General features: G+C 63.9%; 15 protein-coding genes and 2 pseudogenes. 11 read left to right on the top strand and 6 right to left on the bottom strand.

Annotation, left to right across the window (positions count from 1 at the left end; genetic code table 11):
* The 8 genes and pseudogenes from ACIBG0_RS33745 (at position 1) to ACIBG0_RS33710 (ending at position 10,266) form a co-directional block, all read left to right on the top strand.
* A complete protein-coding gene (locus ACIBG0_RS33745) occupies positions 1-552 on the top strand; it encodes a VOC family protein (RefSeq protein ID WP_397038191.1) in 552 nt (183 codons plus the stop codon).
* Positions 542-2,146 (top strand): bifunctional 3-(3-hydroxy-phenyl)propionate/3-hydroxycinnamic acid hydroxylase, encoded by a 1,605-nt coding sequence (locus ACIBG0_RS33740; protein ID WP_397038189.1) that lies wholly within the window; start codon positions 542-544, stop codon positions 2,144-2,146. The genes ACIBG0_RS33745 and ACIBG0_RS33740 overlap by 11 nt, the downstream gene beginning before the upstream one ends.
* Positions 2,147-2,339: 193 nt before the next feature.
* Positions 2,340-3,578 carry a PucR family transcriptional regulator gene (locus ACIBG0_RS33735; RefSeq protein ID WP_397038187.1) on the top strand — a complete coding sequence of 413 codons (1,239 nt, stop codon included), beginning with the start codon at positions 2,340-2,342 and terminating at the stop codon, positions 3,576-3,578.
* Positions 3,579-3,700: 122 nt separating this feature from the next.
* Complete coding sequence (locus ACIBG0_RS33730) at positions 3,701-5,344, top strand: flavin-containing monooxygenase (RefSeq protein ID WP_397038185.1); 1,644 nt, start codon at positions 3,701-3,703, stop codon at positions 5,342-5,344.
* 120 nt (positions 5,345-5,464) lie between these two features.
* Positions 5,465-6,394, top strand: a complete 930-nt coding sequence (locus tag ACIBG0_RS33725) for an alpha/beta hydrolase (protein ID WP_397038183.1) — start codon at positions 5,465-5,467, stop codon at positions 6,392-6,394.
* 44 nt (positions 6,395-6,438) lie between these two features.
* Positions 6,439-7,111: pseudogene (locus ACIBG0_RS33720) on the top strand (acetyl-CoA C-acetyltransferase); the annotation flags it as partial.
* Between the two features lie 193 nt (positions 7,112-7,304).
* Positions 7,305-8,402, top strand: coding sequence for a CaiB/BaiF CoA transferase family protein (locus ACIBG0_RS33715; protein ID WP_397038181.1), 1,098 nt, complete (start codon positions 7,305-7,307; stop codon positions 8,400-8,402).
* Between the two features lie 25 nt (positions 8,403-8,427).
* A complete protein-coding gene (locus ACIBG0_RS33710) occupies positions 8,428-10,266 on the top strand; it encodes an acyl-CoA dehydrogenase (protein ID WP_397038179.1) in 1,839 nt (612 codons plus the stop codon).
* A gap of 34 nt (positions 10,267-10,300) precedes the next feature.
* Here ACIBG0_RS33710 and ACIBG0_RS33705 read toward each other — a convergent pair whose 3' ends face one another.
* A complete protein-coding gene (locus ACIBG0_RS33705; protein ID WP_397038177.1) occupies positions 10,301-10,924 on the bottom strand; it encodes a TetR/AcrR family transcriptional regulator in 624 nt (207 codons plus the stop codon).
* Between the two features lie 108 nt (positions 10,925-11,032).
* Here ACIBG0_RS33705 and ACIBG0_RS33700 point away from each other — a divergent pair, with 108 nt between their 5' ends.
* From ACIBG0_RS33700 to ACIBG0_RS33690, 3 genes are read left to right on the top strand one after another with little or no spacing between them, the layout of a single operon-like run.
* On the top strand, positions 11,033-12,169 hold the full coding sequence (locus tag ACIBG0_RS33700) for an NAD(P) transhydrogenase subunit alpha (RefSeq protein ID WP_397038175.1): 1,137 nt from the start codon (positions 11,033-11,035) through the stop codon (positions 12,167-12,169).
* On the top strand, positions 12,169-12,498 hold the full coding sequence (locus tag ACIBG0_RS33695; RefSeq protein WP_397038291.1) for an NAD(P) transhydrogenase subunit alpha: 330 nt from the start codon (positions 12,169-12,171) through the stop codon (positions 12,496-12,498). The genes ACIBG0_RS33700 and ACIBG0_RS33695 overlap by 1 nt, the downstream gene beginning before the upstream one ends.
* A 4-nt stretch (positions 12,499-12,502) precedes the next feature.
* Positions 12,503-13,921, top strand: coding sequence for an NAD(P)(+) transhydrogenase (Re/Si-specific) subunit beta (locus ACIBG0_RS33690; RefSeq protein WP_397038173.1), 1,419 nt, complete (start codon positions 12,503-12,505; stop codon positions 13,919-13,921).
* Positions 13,922-14,045: 124 nt separating this feature from the next.
* Here the strand turns inward: ACIBG0_RS33690 and ACIBG0_RS33685 are convergent, their stop codons facing one another.
* From ACIBG0_RS33685 to ACIBG0_RS33665, 5 genes and pseudogenes are all read right to left on the bottom strand, one after another.
* Positions 14,046-14,702: a TetR/AcrR family transcriptional regulator gene (locus ACIBG0_RS33685; protein ID WP_397038171.1), complete on the bottom strand. Its 657-nt coding sequence runs from the start codon at positions 14,700-14,702 to the stop codon at positions 14,046-14,048.
* Positions 14,703-14,709: 7 nt separating this feature from the next.
* Positions 14,710-15,003: a hypothetical protein gene (locus ACIBG0_RS33680; RefSeq protein ID WP_397038169.1), complete on the bottom strand. Its 294-nt coding sequence runs from the start codon at positions 15,001-15,003 to the stop codon at positions 14,710-14,712.
* Between the two features lie 191 nt (positions 15,004-15,194).
* Positions 15,195-15,647, bottom strand: a complete 453-nt coding sequence (locus tag ACIBG0_RS33675) for a MaoC family dehydratase (RefSeq protein WP_397038167.1) — start codon at positions 15,645-15,647, stop codon at positions 15,195-15,197.
* Between the two features lie 20 nt (positions 15,648-15,667).
* Positions 15,668-16,429: a 3-oxoacyl-ACP reductase FabG gene (fabG, locus tag ACIBG0_RS33670; protein WP_397038166.1), complete on the bottom strand. Its 762-nt coding sequence runs from the start codon at positions 16,427-16,429 to the stop codon at positions 15,668-15,670.
* 157 nt (positions 16,430-16,586) lie between these two features.
* Positions 16,587-17,551, bottom strand: a pseudogene (locus ACIBG0_RS33665) (IS5 family transposase).
* Between the last annotated feature and the right edge of the window lie 22 nt (positions 17,552-17,573).

The raw sequence follows: 17,573 nt of genomic DNA, 5'->3' as shown, positions 1-17,573 counted from the left end.
ATGTCCACGTCCGAGTCGTCATTTCGGCCCGTCTTGTCCCACTTCGGGGTTTTCTGCCGCGATCTCGACGCGATGGTGATGTTCTACACGTCGGTGTTCGACATGGTGCAGACCGACCGCGGCGAGGGCCGCACGATGCCGTTCACCATCGCGTTCCTGTCCGGGAATCCGTCGCAGCACCATCAGCTGGCTTTGGCATCCGGGCGTGACCCGGAGGCCCCGAGCACCGTCATGCAGCTGTCGTTCAAGGTGAACGACCTCGGTGCCCTTCGTGAGGCATGGACGCGGGCTGAAACAGCCGGTGCTGCCAACCTTCGAGGTCTCAATCACGGCAACGCATTGTCCATCTACTTCTCCGATATCGAGGGCAACACCGTAGAGGTCTACCTCGATACTCCCTGGTACATCTCCCAACCTCACGGCGATCCCCTCGACCTCAGCCGCAGCGATGACGAGATCTGGGCCGAGACCGAGAAGGTCTGTAGTGCGGATCCCACCTTCATGACGGTGGAGGCGTGGCAGCAGAAGTTCGGTGGGCGCGATGCCGACTGACAGGAAAATCGACGCCGATGTGCTGATCGTGGGCATGGGGCCCACCGGTGTCGCTCTCGCGGGGTTGTTGGGCCAGAACGGCGTCACCGCCGCGGTCTTCGACAAGTTGCCCGGACTGTATCCGTTGCCCAGGGCGGCCGGTATGGATCACGAAGTCATGCGCATCGCGCAAGAGCTCCGGGTTTCCCGGGCTCTGGCACCCCACGTCGTGCCCTACCGTGCCAGCCAGTATCGGGGTGTCGATGGCCAGGTGATCAAGAGGCTCGCTTCACCGCCACCCCCGTACCGCCTGGGCTGGGACCCGATGTTCGCATTCGATCAGCCCGCCTTCGAAACTCTGCTCCGTGAGCGGGTCGCGACACTCCCGTCGGTCGACGTGTCACTGGAGTGCGCCGTCACCGATATCGGCCAGGACGACGACATCGCATGGGTCGACGTGTGCCGCGCCGGAACCGACACCGTGGAGCGAATCACCGGACGGTATCTGGTCGGCTGTGACGGCGGGTCGAGTTTCGTCCGGCGCACTCTCGGGATCACGTTGACCGACCTCGGGTTCCACGAGAACTTCCTCGTCGTGGATGCCCTCGTGGGCGATGAGGCATTGGCACACCTGCCTGATACCCAGGTGCAGTATTGCGAACCGGTACGACCGGCGACGTTCGTCGTGCTGGCCGGTCGCCACCGCCGGTGGGAGATCATGCTCGAGCCGGGTGAACTTCCCACCGGACCGGTTGCGGATGCCGATGTGTGGCGTTTCGTGGAGCGCTGGATCAAGCCGGGAGAAGCCGAAATCTGGCGCTCGGCCGCTTATATGTTCCACGGCCTCGTCGCCGACACCTGGCGCCACGGCAGGATCTTCCTCGCGGGCGATGCCGCGCATATGACCCCGCCCTTCATGGCTCAGGGCATGGCGCAGGGCATGCGCGACGCACAGAACCTCGCCTGGAAACTACGGCAGGCGATTGGTGATCCCAGGACCGGAGATCATGTGTTGGACAGCTATGAATCCGAGCGGCGGCCGCACGTCATGAGCACCACCGGGCGCACGATCGAGCTCGGACGCTTGATCTGTGAACGGGACGAAGCAGCCGCCCGGGCACGCGACGCTGCCCTGCGGGGCCCCCACGACTCAGATGTCCCCGTCACATATCGCTCCACGTTCCTGCCGCCACTCACCGATGGGCTGGTGGCCCTTCACACCCCCGGCGCCGGCCAGATCCTGCCGCAGCCTTTTGTGGCGGGGCCCGACGGCCCCGTACTGCTCGACGACGCCGCGGGACGCGGGTTCCGGTTGATCGTGACACCGCCGATGAGCGAATCGGACGTCGAAGTGCTGCGCACCTCACTCACACGACTCGATGGCCAGGTACTCCGTATCCACCCGGCGGGGTCAGCCCTTCCCGACGATCCGCGCGCTTTTGTGGAGATCGACAACGTTCTCACCTCATGGCTCGCAGAGCTCGGCAGCGCGGTCGCCATCGTGCGGCCCGACCACTACGTCTACGCAACGGCCTCGACCGCGGAGGAAGCTCGGACACTCGTTGATCGTCTTGTCGCCGATCTCGAAGTAGCGGGCACGTCGATCGGCGGCTGAACACGGCATTCACTGCCATGACTTCGAAGCCGTCGGTGCCGCAAGCATTTTCAGCGTCAAGAAGCTGTGGCAGCGGGCCACCAAGCTGGTGGTTGTGCACACCAGTCCGTATGTACTGGTTCCTATCCTCGTAGTAGCGGTCGGTGCGGTATTCGGAAGCCGAGTTGCGGCACGATCGCGATAGTGTGAACTGATGTCCACCTCGACGCTGAGATGGGAGCCACCGTCCGCGCATCTGTTGGCGTTGATCACCGCAACGGTAACGCGTTTCGTGGCGGATCTGGACGGGCTCGTCGACGAGATGACGGCAGCGGCCATCACCGCGGCACCCGCACTGGCTCATGACGCCGCGCTCGAAGAGAGCGTGCGCGCGAGCGTTCGGGCGATGACCTTGCGCTGGGTCGAAGCCGAGCGCAGCCGACCCGGCCATCCGGTACCCGTCGATGTGCCACCCGCAGCCCTCGACGTCGCGCGTGACTTGATCAGACACGGGGTTGAGTTTCAACAGCTCCTGACCGGCTACCGGTGCGCTGAGAACGTGGGATGCCGACGCTGGCTACTGGCCGCATCGGAGACGGTGCCGCCGAAAGAAGTCGCTCTTGTCGCCGACTTCGGTTTGCGTGCCATCAATGAATGGGTCGACGCCGCGCTCGTTTCGATCAACCGCCAGATCGAGCAGGAGCGCGACGATTTGATCGGTGGAGTGCTCACCCGTCGCCTGGAAATGGTCACGCTGATTATCGACGGCGCGCCGATTCGAGAAGCCGTGGCGCGCGAACGTCTGGGATATGACCTATCGGGCTGGCACACCGGGATGGTGTTGTGGTCCGACTCTGCGGATTATGAGCAAGGTCTGCTCGAGAAGATCGCCCGCCTCGTCGCACTTGGAGCGAACCTTCGGCAGCCGCTGATTCTTCCGGCCACCGCGACCACGACGTGGGTGTGGCTGTCCAGCGACCACCGGCTCGATATACACCAGCTCAGGGAGGCGATGGAACAGGCCCCAACCGGAGTGCTGGCGGCCGTCGGGTCGAGTAGAGCGAGCATGACCGGATTCCGCCGGACCCATCGGGAGGCGGTCGCTACCCGCCGAGTTGCCGAGCGAAACAAGGGGAGAGAACGGTTCACCACCTACGACGACGTGCGGATTGCGGTACTGGCATCCCAGGACGAGGAGGCTGCCGCGCAGTTCGTTTCCGACACTTTGGGTGAACTCGCGCACGCGGGCGCCGATCTGCGCGAAACCCTGCGGGTCTACCTGCAGGAGGACGGTAATACCGCGCGCACCGCCGCGCGACTGTACACACATCGCAACACGGTGTTGAACCGATTGGAGCGTGCGCAACGACTTCTGCCGCAACCATTGTCGGGGCGACGCCTGAGCGTCGGGATGGCACTGGAGCTGGTTCATTGGTCAGGCGGGTGGCGTTAGGAGGGAACCCTCTGTCGAAGGTGTGCAGCCACACACCCAACGGGTCGCTTTGTGTGCACAGAGCACTTCTGAAGTGACGCCGATCACGCGTAGCGTCGTCGGACGTCGCGAAAGGAGATGTGATGAGCGACTCAGTTGAGTTCGACGCGGTGGTAATTGGGGCAGGTTTTGGCGGTCTGCGGGCTTTGCATGATCTGAGGCAAATGGGATTGACGACAGTTCTGCTCGAAGCCGGTACGGATGTCGGTGGCGTCTGGTATTGGAATCGGTATCCGGGAGCACGGACCGACAGCGAGGCTTGGTACTACTGCTATTCATTCTCCAAAGAGGTACTTGCCGAATGGGATTGGTCGCAGCGGTACCCAACCCAAGAGGAGATGTCACGGTACTTCCAGTTCGTCACCGACCGGCTGGATCTGCGCAAGCACATCCGATTCCAGACCCGGCTCGTGGGGGCGACCTGGGATGAGTCCGCCAATGTCTGGGTGGTGCGGACCGACGACGGGCAATCGTTCACCTGCCGGTACCTGGTTTCGGCAGCAGGTCCACTCTCCAAGCCGTATCTGCCCGATCTCCCGGGGCTGGATTCCTTCACCGGGCAGTGGTACCAGAGTGCATATTGGCCCAAGCACGATATCGATTTCACCGGCAAGCGGGTCGCCGTCGTAGGAACAGGCGCCTCCGGTGTCCAGGTCGTCCCGGTGGTAGCCCTGTCCGCCGCGCAGGTCACCGTGTTCCAGCGGACACCGAATTACGTGCTGCCAGCGCGAAACCGGCCGCTGGACGAGGCCGAGCGGGTCGCGATCAAAGCCGATTACGACAATATTTGGGAGCGTGCACGCCGCCAGTTCTACGCCATGGATCTGCCGGTGTGCGAGCAAGCCGCGGGTGACCTCAGCCGGGAAGATCAGCAGCGGGTCCTCGAACGAGCCTGGGAGGTGGGCGGATTCCGCTTCCTGTTCAACACGTTCAATGATCTGTGGCTCGACGGCAAAGCCAATGAGATCGCGTCGGAGTTCATTCGAAACAAGATCCGCGCAATCGTCAAAGACCCCGCTACCGCGGAATTGCTGTGCCCGAAGTACCCGTTGGCGGCCAAGCGACCCCCGTGCGGGCACAACTACTACGAGGCCTACAACCGCGAAAATGTCTCGCTTGTCGATGTGAGCGAAAACCCGATCACGGAGATTCTGCCCACCGGTCTGCGCACTGCTACGGACAAGTACGAGGCCGATATCATCATCTTCGCAACGGGATTCGATGCTGTCACCGGGCCTGCACAGGGTGTCGATATCCGCGGCCGCGATGGACGGCGTCTGAGCGAAGCGTGGGAGACGGTACCCGGAACCTATCTGGGATTGGCGGTCGATGGGTTCCCGAACCTGTTCACCGTGGCTGGTCCGTTGGGCCCCTTCGCCAACGGCCCGACCATGGTCGAGGGGCAGGTCGAATTCGTCACCGCCGCAATTGCTCACATGCAGCGAAATGGCGCGGCCGCCATGGAACCGACCCCCGAGGCCGTCGACGCCTGGGTCCGTCATGCGGGAGAGATACTCGAAGGCACGGTGCTGGCCAACGCCGCGACGGCGAATTCCTGGTTCCTCGGCGCAAACATTCCTGGGAAGCCGCGCGGCATTCTGGCCTATTTCGGTGGTGCGGGAACGTACTTCGACCGACTTCAAGACGAGGCCGCATCAGATTTCCCGGGGTTCACCTCCATCGTCTCTGCTCAGACGGCGCAGCAGGCCGTCGCCGTAAACAGCTGAGACCTGCCGTCCGCCCGCGATCTGAGGGCGCGGACCCGAAAGGCCCTAAAAGCCGTGGCCTTTCGGTTGGCGACCAGATCCGGGCGGTGGCCGGCTCGGCTCAGAAAGGAATGTGTGCAGATGAACGAAGTCGAGTTCATCAGCGATGGACAGCGTTGTACCGCTTGGCATTTGCCGGGCGCGAACTCGGATCTGGACATCGGCAAGGGACGCCCCTGCGTCGTGATGGCACATGGATTCGGAGGAACACGCGACAGTGGTCTATTACCATTCGCTCGGACATTTGCCGACGCCGGAATCGATACCCTTGTATTCGACTACCGCGGTTTCGGTGACTCGGCGGGCGCTCCGCGCCAGCTGGTCTCCTTCCGCCGTCACCGCCGCGACTACGCTGCGGCCATCGGGTTCGCGCGTGGCCTCGACGGCGTCGACCCCGATCGGATCGCCGCGTGGGGATCCTCGTACGGGGGCGGTCACGCCCTTGCCGTCGCGGCTGACGATCCGCGGATCGCCGCGGTAGTGGCGCAAGTGGCCGCCGTCGACGGCCTGGTGTCACTGGTCGGCGCCATCAAGTCGAACGGCCTCGGGTTCCTGCTGAAAGTCAACCTCGCGGCACTGCGTGACGTCGCGAGAGCCCTGACAGGCCGACCGCCGCTGTTGGTACCGATCGTCGGACCGCCCGGCAGCGTCGCGGCGATGAACTCCCCCGATGCCGTCTCAGGGATGCTGGCCTTCGCCGGGCCCACGTGGCGCAACGAGTTCGCCGCCCGGGAACTACTCGCGATTCCACTCAATCGTGCGACCACCAAGGTCGGCCGACTGCGGTGCCCCGTATTGCTGCAGATAGGTGAGCACGACGCGGTGGCTCCACCGGCCTCCATCGAACGCGTAGCGCGCCGCATCGGCAGCTGTGCCGAGGTACGCCGTTATCCGGCAGGCCATTTCGACGTCTACGTCGAGCCGTGGCTGACACCGAACGCCACCGACCAAGTCGCATTCCTGAAGAAGCATCTGACGCCTAGGACGGTCGACACGGTGGAGAAGCCATGATCACGACATCCGGTACGCAGACAGCGGCGGCGGCGAGCACCGAAGAGTTCGCCGACGCCGAACGCATCGCCGCGGACTGGGGCTTCACCCGACTCGATATGGAGGAGTTCGCCCTCACCAGCCATCAACGGGCAGCCACCGCGCAACATCGAGCGGGAGATCACCCCGCTCGCGGGAGAAGCACGAGACGAGGGGCCACCGCCGGACATCACTATGGAGAACATGGCCCCGCCTCGAGACCCTGTGTCCGGACGGAGTAATCACCGCAGCGGTTTCCAGCCAGATCTCCGACGGTGCCTCCGCCGTCTTGATCGCCTCGGAGGATGCCGTCAAGACCCACGGCCTGACCCCTCGCGCGCGCATCCCCCGGCCTGTCGGTGCTCGGCGACGACCCGGTCAACATCCTCACCGCTCCCCTACCCGCCACCCAGCACGCCTTACAACGTGGCCCCCGCATGACGATCTCCGACATCGACCTCTACGAGGTCAACGAGGCCTTCGCCAGCGTCCCCAGGGTTTGCCACAAACACGTCCCGCCGATCCGACACGCTCAACGTCAACGGCGGCGCCATCGCTCTCGGCCATCACCTCGGCGCCTCCGGTGCCCGGTTGATGATCACACTCCTGCACGAACTCGAACGCACCGACGGTCGCTACGGACTCCAAACCATGTGTGAAGGCGGCAGCATCGCCAACGTCACGATCATCGAACGCGTGTCGGCGCCTGACACCGCGCGGCTTCGATGTGCGGGTGTCTACACATCGAAGCTGCTCCACCGATTCCCTTTCGAGTTGGCGGAGAATCCGCATCCACAGCCGCTGACGGCAGCGTATTCGCCAACAGCAACTCTCCTAAGTTATATTGAGTGCCCACTACATAGTGAGTCCGCACAACAAACAGAGGTAGGGCGTGAGCACTCCATCCACCGACAAGCAGGGCCCGCTCGCGGGCATCCGGGTTGTCGAACTGGCCGGAATCGGACCGGGTCCGCATGCGGCACTGTTGCTCGCCGATCTCGGCGCGGATGTGGTGCGGGTGCAGCGGCCGAATCAGATGCCCGGCTCCATGGAACGCCCGCAGTGGCGCGGGCGCACCATTGTCGAGGCGAACCTCAAGGATCCGGCGGATATCGAGAAGGTGCTCGGCCTCATCGCGAAGGCCGATGTGCTGCTCGAAGGCTTCCGCCCCGGCGTCACCGAGCGCATGGGCCTAGGTCCCGACACCGCGCTGGAACGCAATCCGCGCCTGATCTACGGCCGCATGACCGGCTGGGGCCAGTCCGGCCCGCTCGCCGACCGCGCCGGCCACGACATCAACTACATCTCGCTCACGGGCGTGCTGAACGCCATCGGCCGCAAGGGTGAACGCCCCGTCCCGCCGCTGAACATGGTCGGCGACTTCGGCGGCGGCTCCATGTTCCTGGTCTTCGGCATCCTCGCCGCCTTGGTCGAACGCCAGACCTCCGGCAAGGGCCAGGTCATCGACGCCGCCATGATCGACGGCGCCCTCGCCCTCTCGCACATCATCTGGGGCATGCGCGGCATGGGTGCATGGTCCGACGAACGCGGCAGCAACCTGCTCGACACCGGCATGGCCTTCTACGACACATACGAGACCGCCGACGGCAAGTACATGGCGGTCGGCGCCATCGAGCCACAGTTCTACGCGCAGCTGCTCGCGGGGCTCGAATTCGACCCGGAGTATCTGCCGGAACAGAACGATCCGGACAGCCAGGAGTATCTCCGAAAGCTGTTCGCGGACAAATTCAAGACCAAGACCCAAGACGAGTGGACGGCAGTGTTCGACGGCACAGATGCCTGCTGCACCCCAGTGCTGTCGTGGACCGAAGCCGAGCAGAACTCTCACATCACCGCCCGCAGCAGCCTGATCGAGCTCGAGGGTGTTGTGCAGCATGCGCCCGCGCCGCGGTTCTCGCGTACCCCGGGCGGTATTCCGACACCGCCGCCAACCTCCGCCACACGTATCGACCTGGTCTGGGCCGACTGAAACCAACCACTCGAAAGAACAACTCATGAGCCACTACAAGAGCAACGTCCGAGACATCAAGTTCGACCTGTTCGAGGTCCTCGGAATCGATGACTTTCTCGACGGCGGGCACTACGGTGACCTCGACTCCGAGACCGCGCACAACATCCTCGACGAGGTGGCTCGGCTGGCTGAGGGACCGGTTGCGGAATCGTTCGTCCAGGCCGATCGCGAGCCGGTGATCTTCGATGCCGTAAACCACGAAGTACGAGTGCCCGATCCGCTGCGCAAGACGGTGCTGGCGCTCCAGGAGGCCGGTTGGTGGCGGCTGGGTCTCCCGGAGGAGCTCGGTGGCGTCCCGGCACCGATGCCTCTGGTCTGGGCCGCGCGGGAAATGCTGTGTGCCGCGAATTCGTCGGCGAAGTTCTTCGAGATGGGCGCGCAGATGGCGGAGGTGCTGTTCGAAGTCGGCACGCCGCAGCAAAAGCATTGGGCCGCAGCGGGTCTGGAGCGCGGATGGGCGGGCACCATGGTGCTCACCGAGCCCGATGCCGGGTCCGACGTCGGCGCCGGCCGGACCAGGGCGATCCCGCAGGAGGATGACACCTGGCACATCGAGGGCGTGAAGCGATTCATCTCGAGCGCCGACGTGGGTGATCTCGCGGAGAACGTCTTCCATCTGGTGCTGGCGCGCCCTGTCGGCGCAGGGCCGGGAACCAAGGGCCTCAGTCTCTTCTACGTCCCGAAATACCATTTCGACACGCAGACACTGGAATTGGGTGCGCGCAACGGCGTTTTCGTCACCGGCGTCGAGCACAAGATGGGCATCAAGTCCTCGCCGACCTGCGAGCTCACCTTCGGCGGCACCGACGTGCCCGCGGTCGGCTGGCTGGTCGGCGGGGTGCACGACGGCATCGCGCAGATGTTCAACATCATCGAAGGCGCGCGCATGATGGTCGGCAACAAGGCCGCCGGTACGCTGTCCACCGGCTACCTCAATGCTCTCGACTACGCGAAGCAGCGCGTCCAGGGCGCGGACCTCACCCGGCTCGCCGACAAGACCGCACCGCGCGTGACCATCATCTCCCATCCCGAAATGCGCCGTTCCCTGCTGACGCAGAAGGCCTATGCCGAGGGGCTGCGGTCGCTGTACCTGTTCACCGCCGCCCACCAGGGCAAGGTTCCGGAACTGGCGCAGCATGTTTCGGGCGCGGATGCGGAGTTGGCGGCCCGGGTCAACGATTTCCTGCTGCCGATCGTGAAGGGTGTCGGTTCCGAACGCGCCTACGACACCCTGAAACTGAGTTTGCAGGTCCTCGGCGGCTCGGGATTCCTGCAGGACTACCCGCTGGAGCAGTACATCCGCGACACGATGATCGACACCCTGTACGAGGGCACCACCGCGATCCAGGCGCAGGACTTCTTCTTCCGCAAGATCGTCCGGGACGGCGGGCGCGCACTAGACTATGTCTTCGGCCTGATCACTGGATTCCTTGCCAGCGGCGATCGCGACGGCCGCCTCGTCGTCGAAAGGCGACTGCTGGCAGCGGCTCTCGATGATGTTCGGGCGATGGTGGAAACCCTTACCGGATACCAGAGCGCCGCCGCCGATGCCGATGCCGAACAGATTTACAAGGTCGGCCTGGGCTCGGTCCCGCTGCTGTACGCGGCCGGGGATCTGCTGATCGGCTGGCGGCTCCTCGAACGAGCCGCGGTGGCGCTGGAAGCCCTGTCCGGCGAGGCCGAGAAGGACGCTTTCTATCACGGCAAGATTATGGCGGCATCGTTCTTCGCCAGAAACGTCCTGCCCACACTTACTTCGACTCGCGCCGTCCTCGCGTCGCTGGACACCGATGTCATGCAATTGGACGAGGCGGCGTTCTGACAGAGCCGTAGCTGATAGCGACGACCGGATCACCTCAGGCGACGACTGCGGGCGATCCGTCGCCGATCAGCACCCGGGACAGACCGCTCCAGCACAGCGCGACCACCGCTTCGATGGCCTCGGCCTTCGGGGCAGTTCGGCCGGTTTCGAGCCAGTACTGCGCCGCGAATTGGCTGGCACCGATCAGTCCAACGGCGAACAGACGAGCCCGTTGCACATCGAGTCCCGAGTCGCGGGCGACAAGATGCGCGATGGCGTCGATACACGCATCGGTCGCGCGGCCTATACGCCATTGAACCGAGGGCTCCCCAGCGCCATAGGAGTCGAAGACGAGCCGGAAGTACGGGGTATCGCGGTCGATGAAATCGAAGTACGCCGCGATCGCGGCATAGACGCGCCCTCGATTGTCATCGGTCGCGCGCAGCGCTTGCCACATGCTTTCGGTCAGCGAGTCCAGTTGATCCTGCAAGACCAATAAGTACAGGTCGAGCTTGGTCGGAAAGTATTGATACAGGATCGGTTTGCTGCATCCCGCCCGATGAGCGATCTTGTCCATCGTGGCGGCGCGGTAACCATATGCGACGAAAACCTCGCTTGCCGCCGCGAGGGCGGATCGTCTGCGGAAGTCGTGCCTGACTCGGGCGCTGTGTACGTCCACTGAATCGCTCCTCCTCGTCTGGTCGCACAGGGGCGGGCAACATGCCATATTAATAGAGTTGTCACTCACTATAATAGTGCCGCGACGACGAGTAAGGGACTTTGACCAGTGGAGACAGCGCAGAGTGCCGACGCGGGCCTCCCCATCCGGACCCGTGTCGGCGTTGTCCGGGAGACCGATGTCGGAGAGCGTCGGGTTGCCTTGGTGCCCAAGCTCATTCCGAGCCTGGTGCGGCAGGGTGTCGATGTGATCGTCGAATCCAGTGCCGGGCTCGGGGCCTCGATTCCGGATGCGGCGTATGTGGAAGCAGGCGCCACGATCGGTGGTCCCTGGGGCGCGGACGTGGTGGTGAAGGTCGCGCCACCCAACGACGCCGAGGTTCGCAAGACGCGGGTCGCGCAGACATTGATCGGCTTTCTCTCGCCACGCGACCCGGACAACAAGATCGGAGCTCTGCGCTCGGCGGGCGTGAGAGCCTTTGCGGTGGAAGCGATTCCGCGAATTTCCCGCGCTCAAGTCATGGACGCGCTGTCCTCGCAGGCCAATGTTGCCGGCTACAAGGCCGTACTGTTGGCTGCGTCCGAATCCACCCGCTTCTTCCCGATGCTTACCACCGCCGCCGGCACTGTGAAGCCCGCGACCGTGCTGGTGCTCGGCGTCGGCGTGGCCGGTCTGCAGGCCCTGGCCACCGCCAAGCGTCTTGGTGGTCGCACCACCGGCTACGACGTCCGACCCGAGGTCGCCGACCAGGTGCGCTCCGTGGGTGCGCAGTGGCTGGACCTGGGCATCGATGCCGCCGGTGTGGGCAGGTACGCCCGCGAGTTCACCGAGGCGGAACGCGCACAGCAGCAGCAGGTGCTCGAGAACGCCATCAAGGGCTTCGACGTGGTCATCACTACCGCGCTGGTGCCCGGCCGCCCCGCGCCGCGCCTAGTCACCGCCGCCGCCGTCGAAGGCATGAAACCCGGCTCGGTCATCGTGGATATCGCCGACGAGACCGGCGGCAACTGCGAGCTCACCGAGCCGAGCAAAACCGTTGTGCGCCACGGCGTCACCATCGCTTCGCCGCTGAACCTACCGGCCACCATGCCAGAGCACGCCTCGGAGCTGTACTCCAAGAACATCGCCGCCCTGCTCGAACTCATGCTGAAAGACGGTGCGCTGCGGCCCGATTTCTCCGATCAGGTGCTGGCCGACTCCTGCGTCACGCGCGAGGCGGAACCGAACTCCGAGGTGAAAGCATGATCTATACCCACCTTCTCGCGAACATCGCGATCCTGGTGCTGTCCGGGTTCGTGGGCTTCGCGGTGATCTCGAAGGTCCCCAACACCCTGCACACGCCGCTGATGTCGGGCACTAACGCCATTCACGGCATCGTGGTGCTGGGCGCGCTGGTGGTGTTCGGCAAGATCGAACGGCCCTCGCTCCTCATCCAGATCATCCTCTTCGTCGCGGTCGTGTTCGGCACGCTGAACGTCATCGGCGGTTTCGTCGTCACCGATCGCATGCTGGGCATGTTCAAGGCGAAAAAACCTGCCGCGCAAGAGAAGACCACTGTGAAAGCAGGCGAGTAGCATCATGGACAACCTGGTCAACGTTCTCTACATCCTGGCCTTCGCGCTGTTCATCTACCGCCTAATGGGCCTGACCGGCCCAAAGACCGCGGTGCGCGGCAACTGGATCGCCGCGATAGGCATGATCATCGCGGTGGCGGCGACCTTCATCTCCATCCGCGACACCTCCAACTGGATCATTATCATCGCGGGCCTTGTCGTCGGTGTGGCCCTGGGTGTTCCGCCCGCAAAATTCACCAAGATGACGGCCATGCCGCAGCTTGTAGCCGCCTTCAACGGCGTGGGCGGCGGCACCGTCGCACTCATCGCGTGGACGGAATTCCTGGAAACGAAAGGGTTCACACGGTTCGACAACAGTGAGTCGCCGACCGCGCACATCGTGATCGCGTCTCTGTTCGCGGCTCTCGTCGGTTCTGTTTCGTTCTGGGGCTCGCTCATCGCGTTCGGCAAGCTGCAGGAGATCCTGCCTGGACGCCCGATCGGCCTGGGTCGGCTACAACAGCCGCTCAACATTCTGCTCCTGGCCGGCGCTATCACTTCTGCGGTTGTCATCGGTATCGGAGCAACCGACGACGGTGCCTCGATGTGGTGGATGATCGGGCTTCTGCTCCTTGCAGCGGTCCTGGGTTTGATGGTGGTGCTGCCGATCGGTGGCGCGGACATGCCCGTGGTCATCTCCCTGCTCAACGCCCTTACCGGATTGAGTGCCGCAGCGGCGGGTTTGGCGCTGGACAACACCGCGATGATTGTGGCGGGCATGATCGTCGGCGCGTCCGGCACCATCCTGACCAACCTGATGGCCAAGGCCATGAACCGCTCCATCCCCGCCATCGTCGCCGGTGGCTTCGGTGGCGGCGGAACCGCTCCCGGTGCCTCGGGTGGTGAGCAGAAGCAGGCCAAGGCCACCTCGGCCGCGGATGCCGCGATCCAGATGGCATACGCCAATCAGGTCATCGTGGTCCCCGGCTACGGTATGGCCGTGGCCCAAGCCCAGCACGCGGTCAAGGAAATGGCGTCGTTGTTGGAGGCCAAGGGCGTCGAGGTCAAATACGCCATCCACCCCGTCGCCGGTCGTATGCCCGGCCACATGAACGTGCTGCTCGCCGAAGCCGAAGTGTCCTATGACGCGCTCAAGGAAATGGACGACATCAACGGCGAATTCTCCCGCACCGATGTGGCTCTGGTGATCGGCGCCAACGACGTAACCAACCCCGCCGCCCGCGAGGACTCCTCGTCCCCGATCTACGGCATGCCCGTCTTGAACGTGGACCAGGCCAAGAGCGTGATCGTGCTCAAGCGTTCCATGAACAGTGGTTTCGCCGGAATCGATAACCCGCTGTTCTACGCCGACCACACCAGCATGCTCTTCAGCGACGCCAAGAAGTCGGTCGGTGCGGTCACCGAAGAACTCAAGGCGCTCTGAGAACCCCTGAATCCCGCGTCACCGCCACGCCTTCGGTGGCGCGTCGTGCCGTCACCGCGCTTCCAACCTCCGCGCGGTGACGACACAATCTTGTTCAGGGGCGCCGATCAGCGTCGACGATTCGTCACCGAGTCGTCCGTGCCTGCCTGATCTGTTCGACGCTCAGCGCCGATGGCCGAAGCGGCAGACAGGGCTCGCGATCCGATCGAATTCCGTTGAGCAGCAGCGTCAGGTATCGCCGCCACTGGTCGGGGTCCACTGTCTGGGTGAAGATCGCCACGCTCTGCAACATCGAGAGGACAGTGAAGATATCGCACACTGCTATCTCGGGACGTACCAGTTCGTCGGCTCGTAAGCGTTCGAGAAGCGCGTTGAGCGGGCGACTGATTACCGGCGCGTATTTGTCGAAAACTGCTGAGCTCTCCTGCGATCCGGTCATGGCGGCGGTAAAGGTCCGATTTCCCGCGACAAGTGCGCAGGTTTGCTCCAGCATATGAACCAAGCCGCGCCACGGATCCCGATGCTGGGCAGCCGATTCAGCGATCTCGGCGATTCGGTTGAGGTACCGCTCGAGGATCTCGGTGATGAGCTGGTGTTTGTTGCCGAAATGCCGGTAGGCCGTGCCCACACCCACTCCCGCCGCCTCGGCGACATCGTCGAGCGTTATGTTCCCGCCGAACTGAGCGAGCAGTTTGTCAGCCGCTTCGAAGATTCGCTGGCGATTGCGCGCGGCATCGGCCCGCAAGCGTCGGGGAAGGGGCGTGCTCTTGCTGTCGGTCATCGTGGTCTCACAGGGCCAGATCGGCGAGCTGATGCTGAGCGATCCCCACCTTCTCGTCGATGACCCGATCGCTGGCGGGTGCGGCCGCATGGGCCATTGTTATGAAGGCGAGAACGAGAAGGATCATCGCCACAGCGAAGGCAATGATCGAGGTGAGTACCCGGTAATCAACGCGATACCGCTGAGATGTCAACGGCTTTGTCCCGTTGCTGATCAGCCCGTCCAACACGAGGATGCCAGCGATCTGGTCGCGCCCGCGTCCGCGGTCTTCGCTATACCGGAAGGCTACTGAATTCACCATGCTGAGACGGCTGTTCGCAACGGCAGGCGCGGCTGTCCACAACGCTCCGTCGTGCGATTCGCGGTGCGGACTCGCTGCCATCGCGACGGCACCTGCTCGACTGAATTCGACCAGGTCCGTCGCAAGGTCGCCAGCCAGGGCCGACATGTCCCGCGGATGATTCGCGACTTCGCCGCGGCAATCCATGACGGTCAATCCACCAGCAGCAGAACCCATTCGGCTACGCACGCCGGTTTGGCGCCGCCCTCGATTTCGGCGGTCGCCCTGATCGCGATCTGAGTGCCCGCGGACGTCGGCGTGGTGGCGATCAATTCAGCGCCCGCCCGCACCCTATCGCCGACCTTCACCACGGACGGGAAGCGAACCTTGTTGCACCCGTAGTTGATTCCCATCTTCAGCCCGTCGATGCGCCAGATTTGGTCGGTGAGCACAGGCAGCAGCGACAAACTGAGGAAACCGTGTGCGATGGGCGCACCGAAGGGGCCTTTCGCGGCCGCCTCCGGATCCACATGGATCCACTGGTGGTCACCGGTCGCGTCGGCGAACAGGTCTACCTGCTTCTGGGTGACTTCATACCAGTCGCCGTAGCCCAGATGGGTGCCGACTGCCTGCTGGAACTCAGTGATTCCGTTGAAAACCTTCATCTTTCGTATTCCCTGATCGGTCAGACCGTCGGACCGCCGGACACATACAGCGTCTGACCCGAGAGGAACCCCGCACCATCACCCGCCAGGAATGCCACCGTATTCGCGATATCCTCGGGCTTTCCCGAGCGGCCGACGGCGATACCTTTCACCACAGCGTCACGGAACTGCTCGAAGGGCACGCCCATTCGCTCGGCCGTTGCCTGAGTCATCTCGGTTTCGATGAATCCAGGCGCGATCGCGTTCGCGGTGATGCCGAACTTGCCAAGTTCGATCGCCAGCGTCTTGGTGAACCCCTGCAATCCGGCCTTCGCCGCGGAGTAGTTCGCCTGGCCCCGGTTACCGAGCGCGGAAGTGCTGGACAAGTTGATGATCCGACCCCATTTGGCCTCGGTCATGTATTTCTGTGCGGCTCGGCTCATGAGGAAGGAGCCGCGCAGGTGCACGTTCATGACCGTGTCCCAATCGTTCGCCGTCATCTTGAACAACATGCTGTCGCGGATGACTCCGGCGTTGTTCACCAGCACCAGCGGCGCGCCCAGTTCCGCAGCCACCCGATTCACCGCCGATTCGACACTGCTCTCATCCGAGACGTCGGCACCGACGCCGAGCGCGGTACCACCGGCCGATTCGATGTCGGAAACCACGGTCTTGCATGCCGATTCGTCCAGATCGAGAACGGCGACAGCGAATCCTTCGGCAGCCAACCGTTTCGCGGTTGCCGCGCCGATGCCACGGGCAGCCCCGGTGACGATAGCGGCTCGGACGATGTCAGTGCTCATATGCTTTTCTCCTGAAAATGGCTGGTCGAATCGGTCTCGCATCCAGTTATTATATTGAGTGTACACTCTATTAAATTAGACACGGAGGTTCCCGGGCAACGAACTCAGGCCAGGCCCGCCACAGACGGGCCGGTGAAACCCCGGCCCTAGGACCTGTTTAAGAAGCTCGCAGCCAGATGTTGATCGCGGCGATCTGCGCGGTCGCCTTGAATCGGACGGCGAGTTTGTCGAACCTGGTTGCCACGGCGCGGTTTTGTTTGAGTAGGTTGATGCCGCATTCCACGGCATGGCGCTGCTTGTAGACCTGTTTGTCGAAGGTCGGAGGCCGTCCACCGGTGGAGCCGTTGTTGTGGCGGTTGGCCACTTGGTCGGCCTTGATCGGGATGGTCGCCTTGATACCGTGCCGCCGCAGGTAGGCCCGGTTGCCACGCGAGCTGTACGCTTTGTCCGCCAGCACCCGGTTCGGGCGGGTCCGCGGCCGACCTCCACCGAGACGCGGCACCCGGATCTCCGCGAGCACTACCTCGAACTGTGGGCTGTCGCCACGCTGACCGGCGGTGATCACCACCGATAGGGGTTTGCGGCCCTGCTCGCACGCCAGATGCGTCTTGGTGGTCCATCCGCCCCGCGAACGACCCAACGCGTGATCCTCGGGTTCGGGATCATCCTCGGTGCTGGGCGGTTCGGTCTGCAGATCCCCCTTTTCCTTGCACCGGCAGCATGCTGATGCGCCCGCGACACCGACGAGTCCACGCTGACATCCCAGGTGATCCGCCCCTGCGCGTCGGCCATGGTTTGCAACGCCGACAGAATCGCCGCCCACACCCCGCCGCGCTGCCAGCGACGGAACAGCCCGTACACCGACTCCCACGGCCCGTAGCAGTCCGGGACGTCACGCCACGGCGACCCGACCCAAATCCGCCACCGGATCCCGTCGATGAGCTGCCGTTTCGTCCACTTCGGCGGGCGACCGGACTTCGTCCCAACAGGCAGCAACGGCGCAATCACGGCCCACTGCTCGTCGGTCAAGTCCGCCCGCCTCGTTGCCGGTACGCTGATCACAAGGTCGTCTACCGGAGACCTCGCTCGTTCCCGGCCAACGACACCCCGCCCGACAAGCATTTTCGCGTCAGAACAGCTGGCA

Source organism: Nocardia sp. NPDC050630 (assembly GCF_044457245.1).
Taxonomy (GTDB): domain Bacteria; phylum Actinomycetota; class Actinomycetes; order Mycobacteriales; family Mycobacteriaceae; genus Nocardia.
This window is presented reverse-complemented; position numbering and strand designations above follow the sequence as displayed.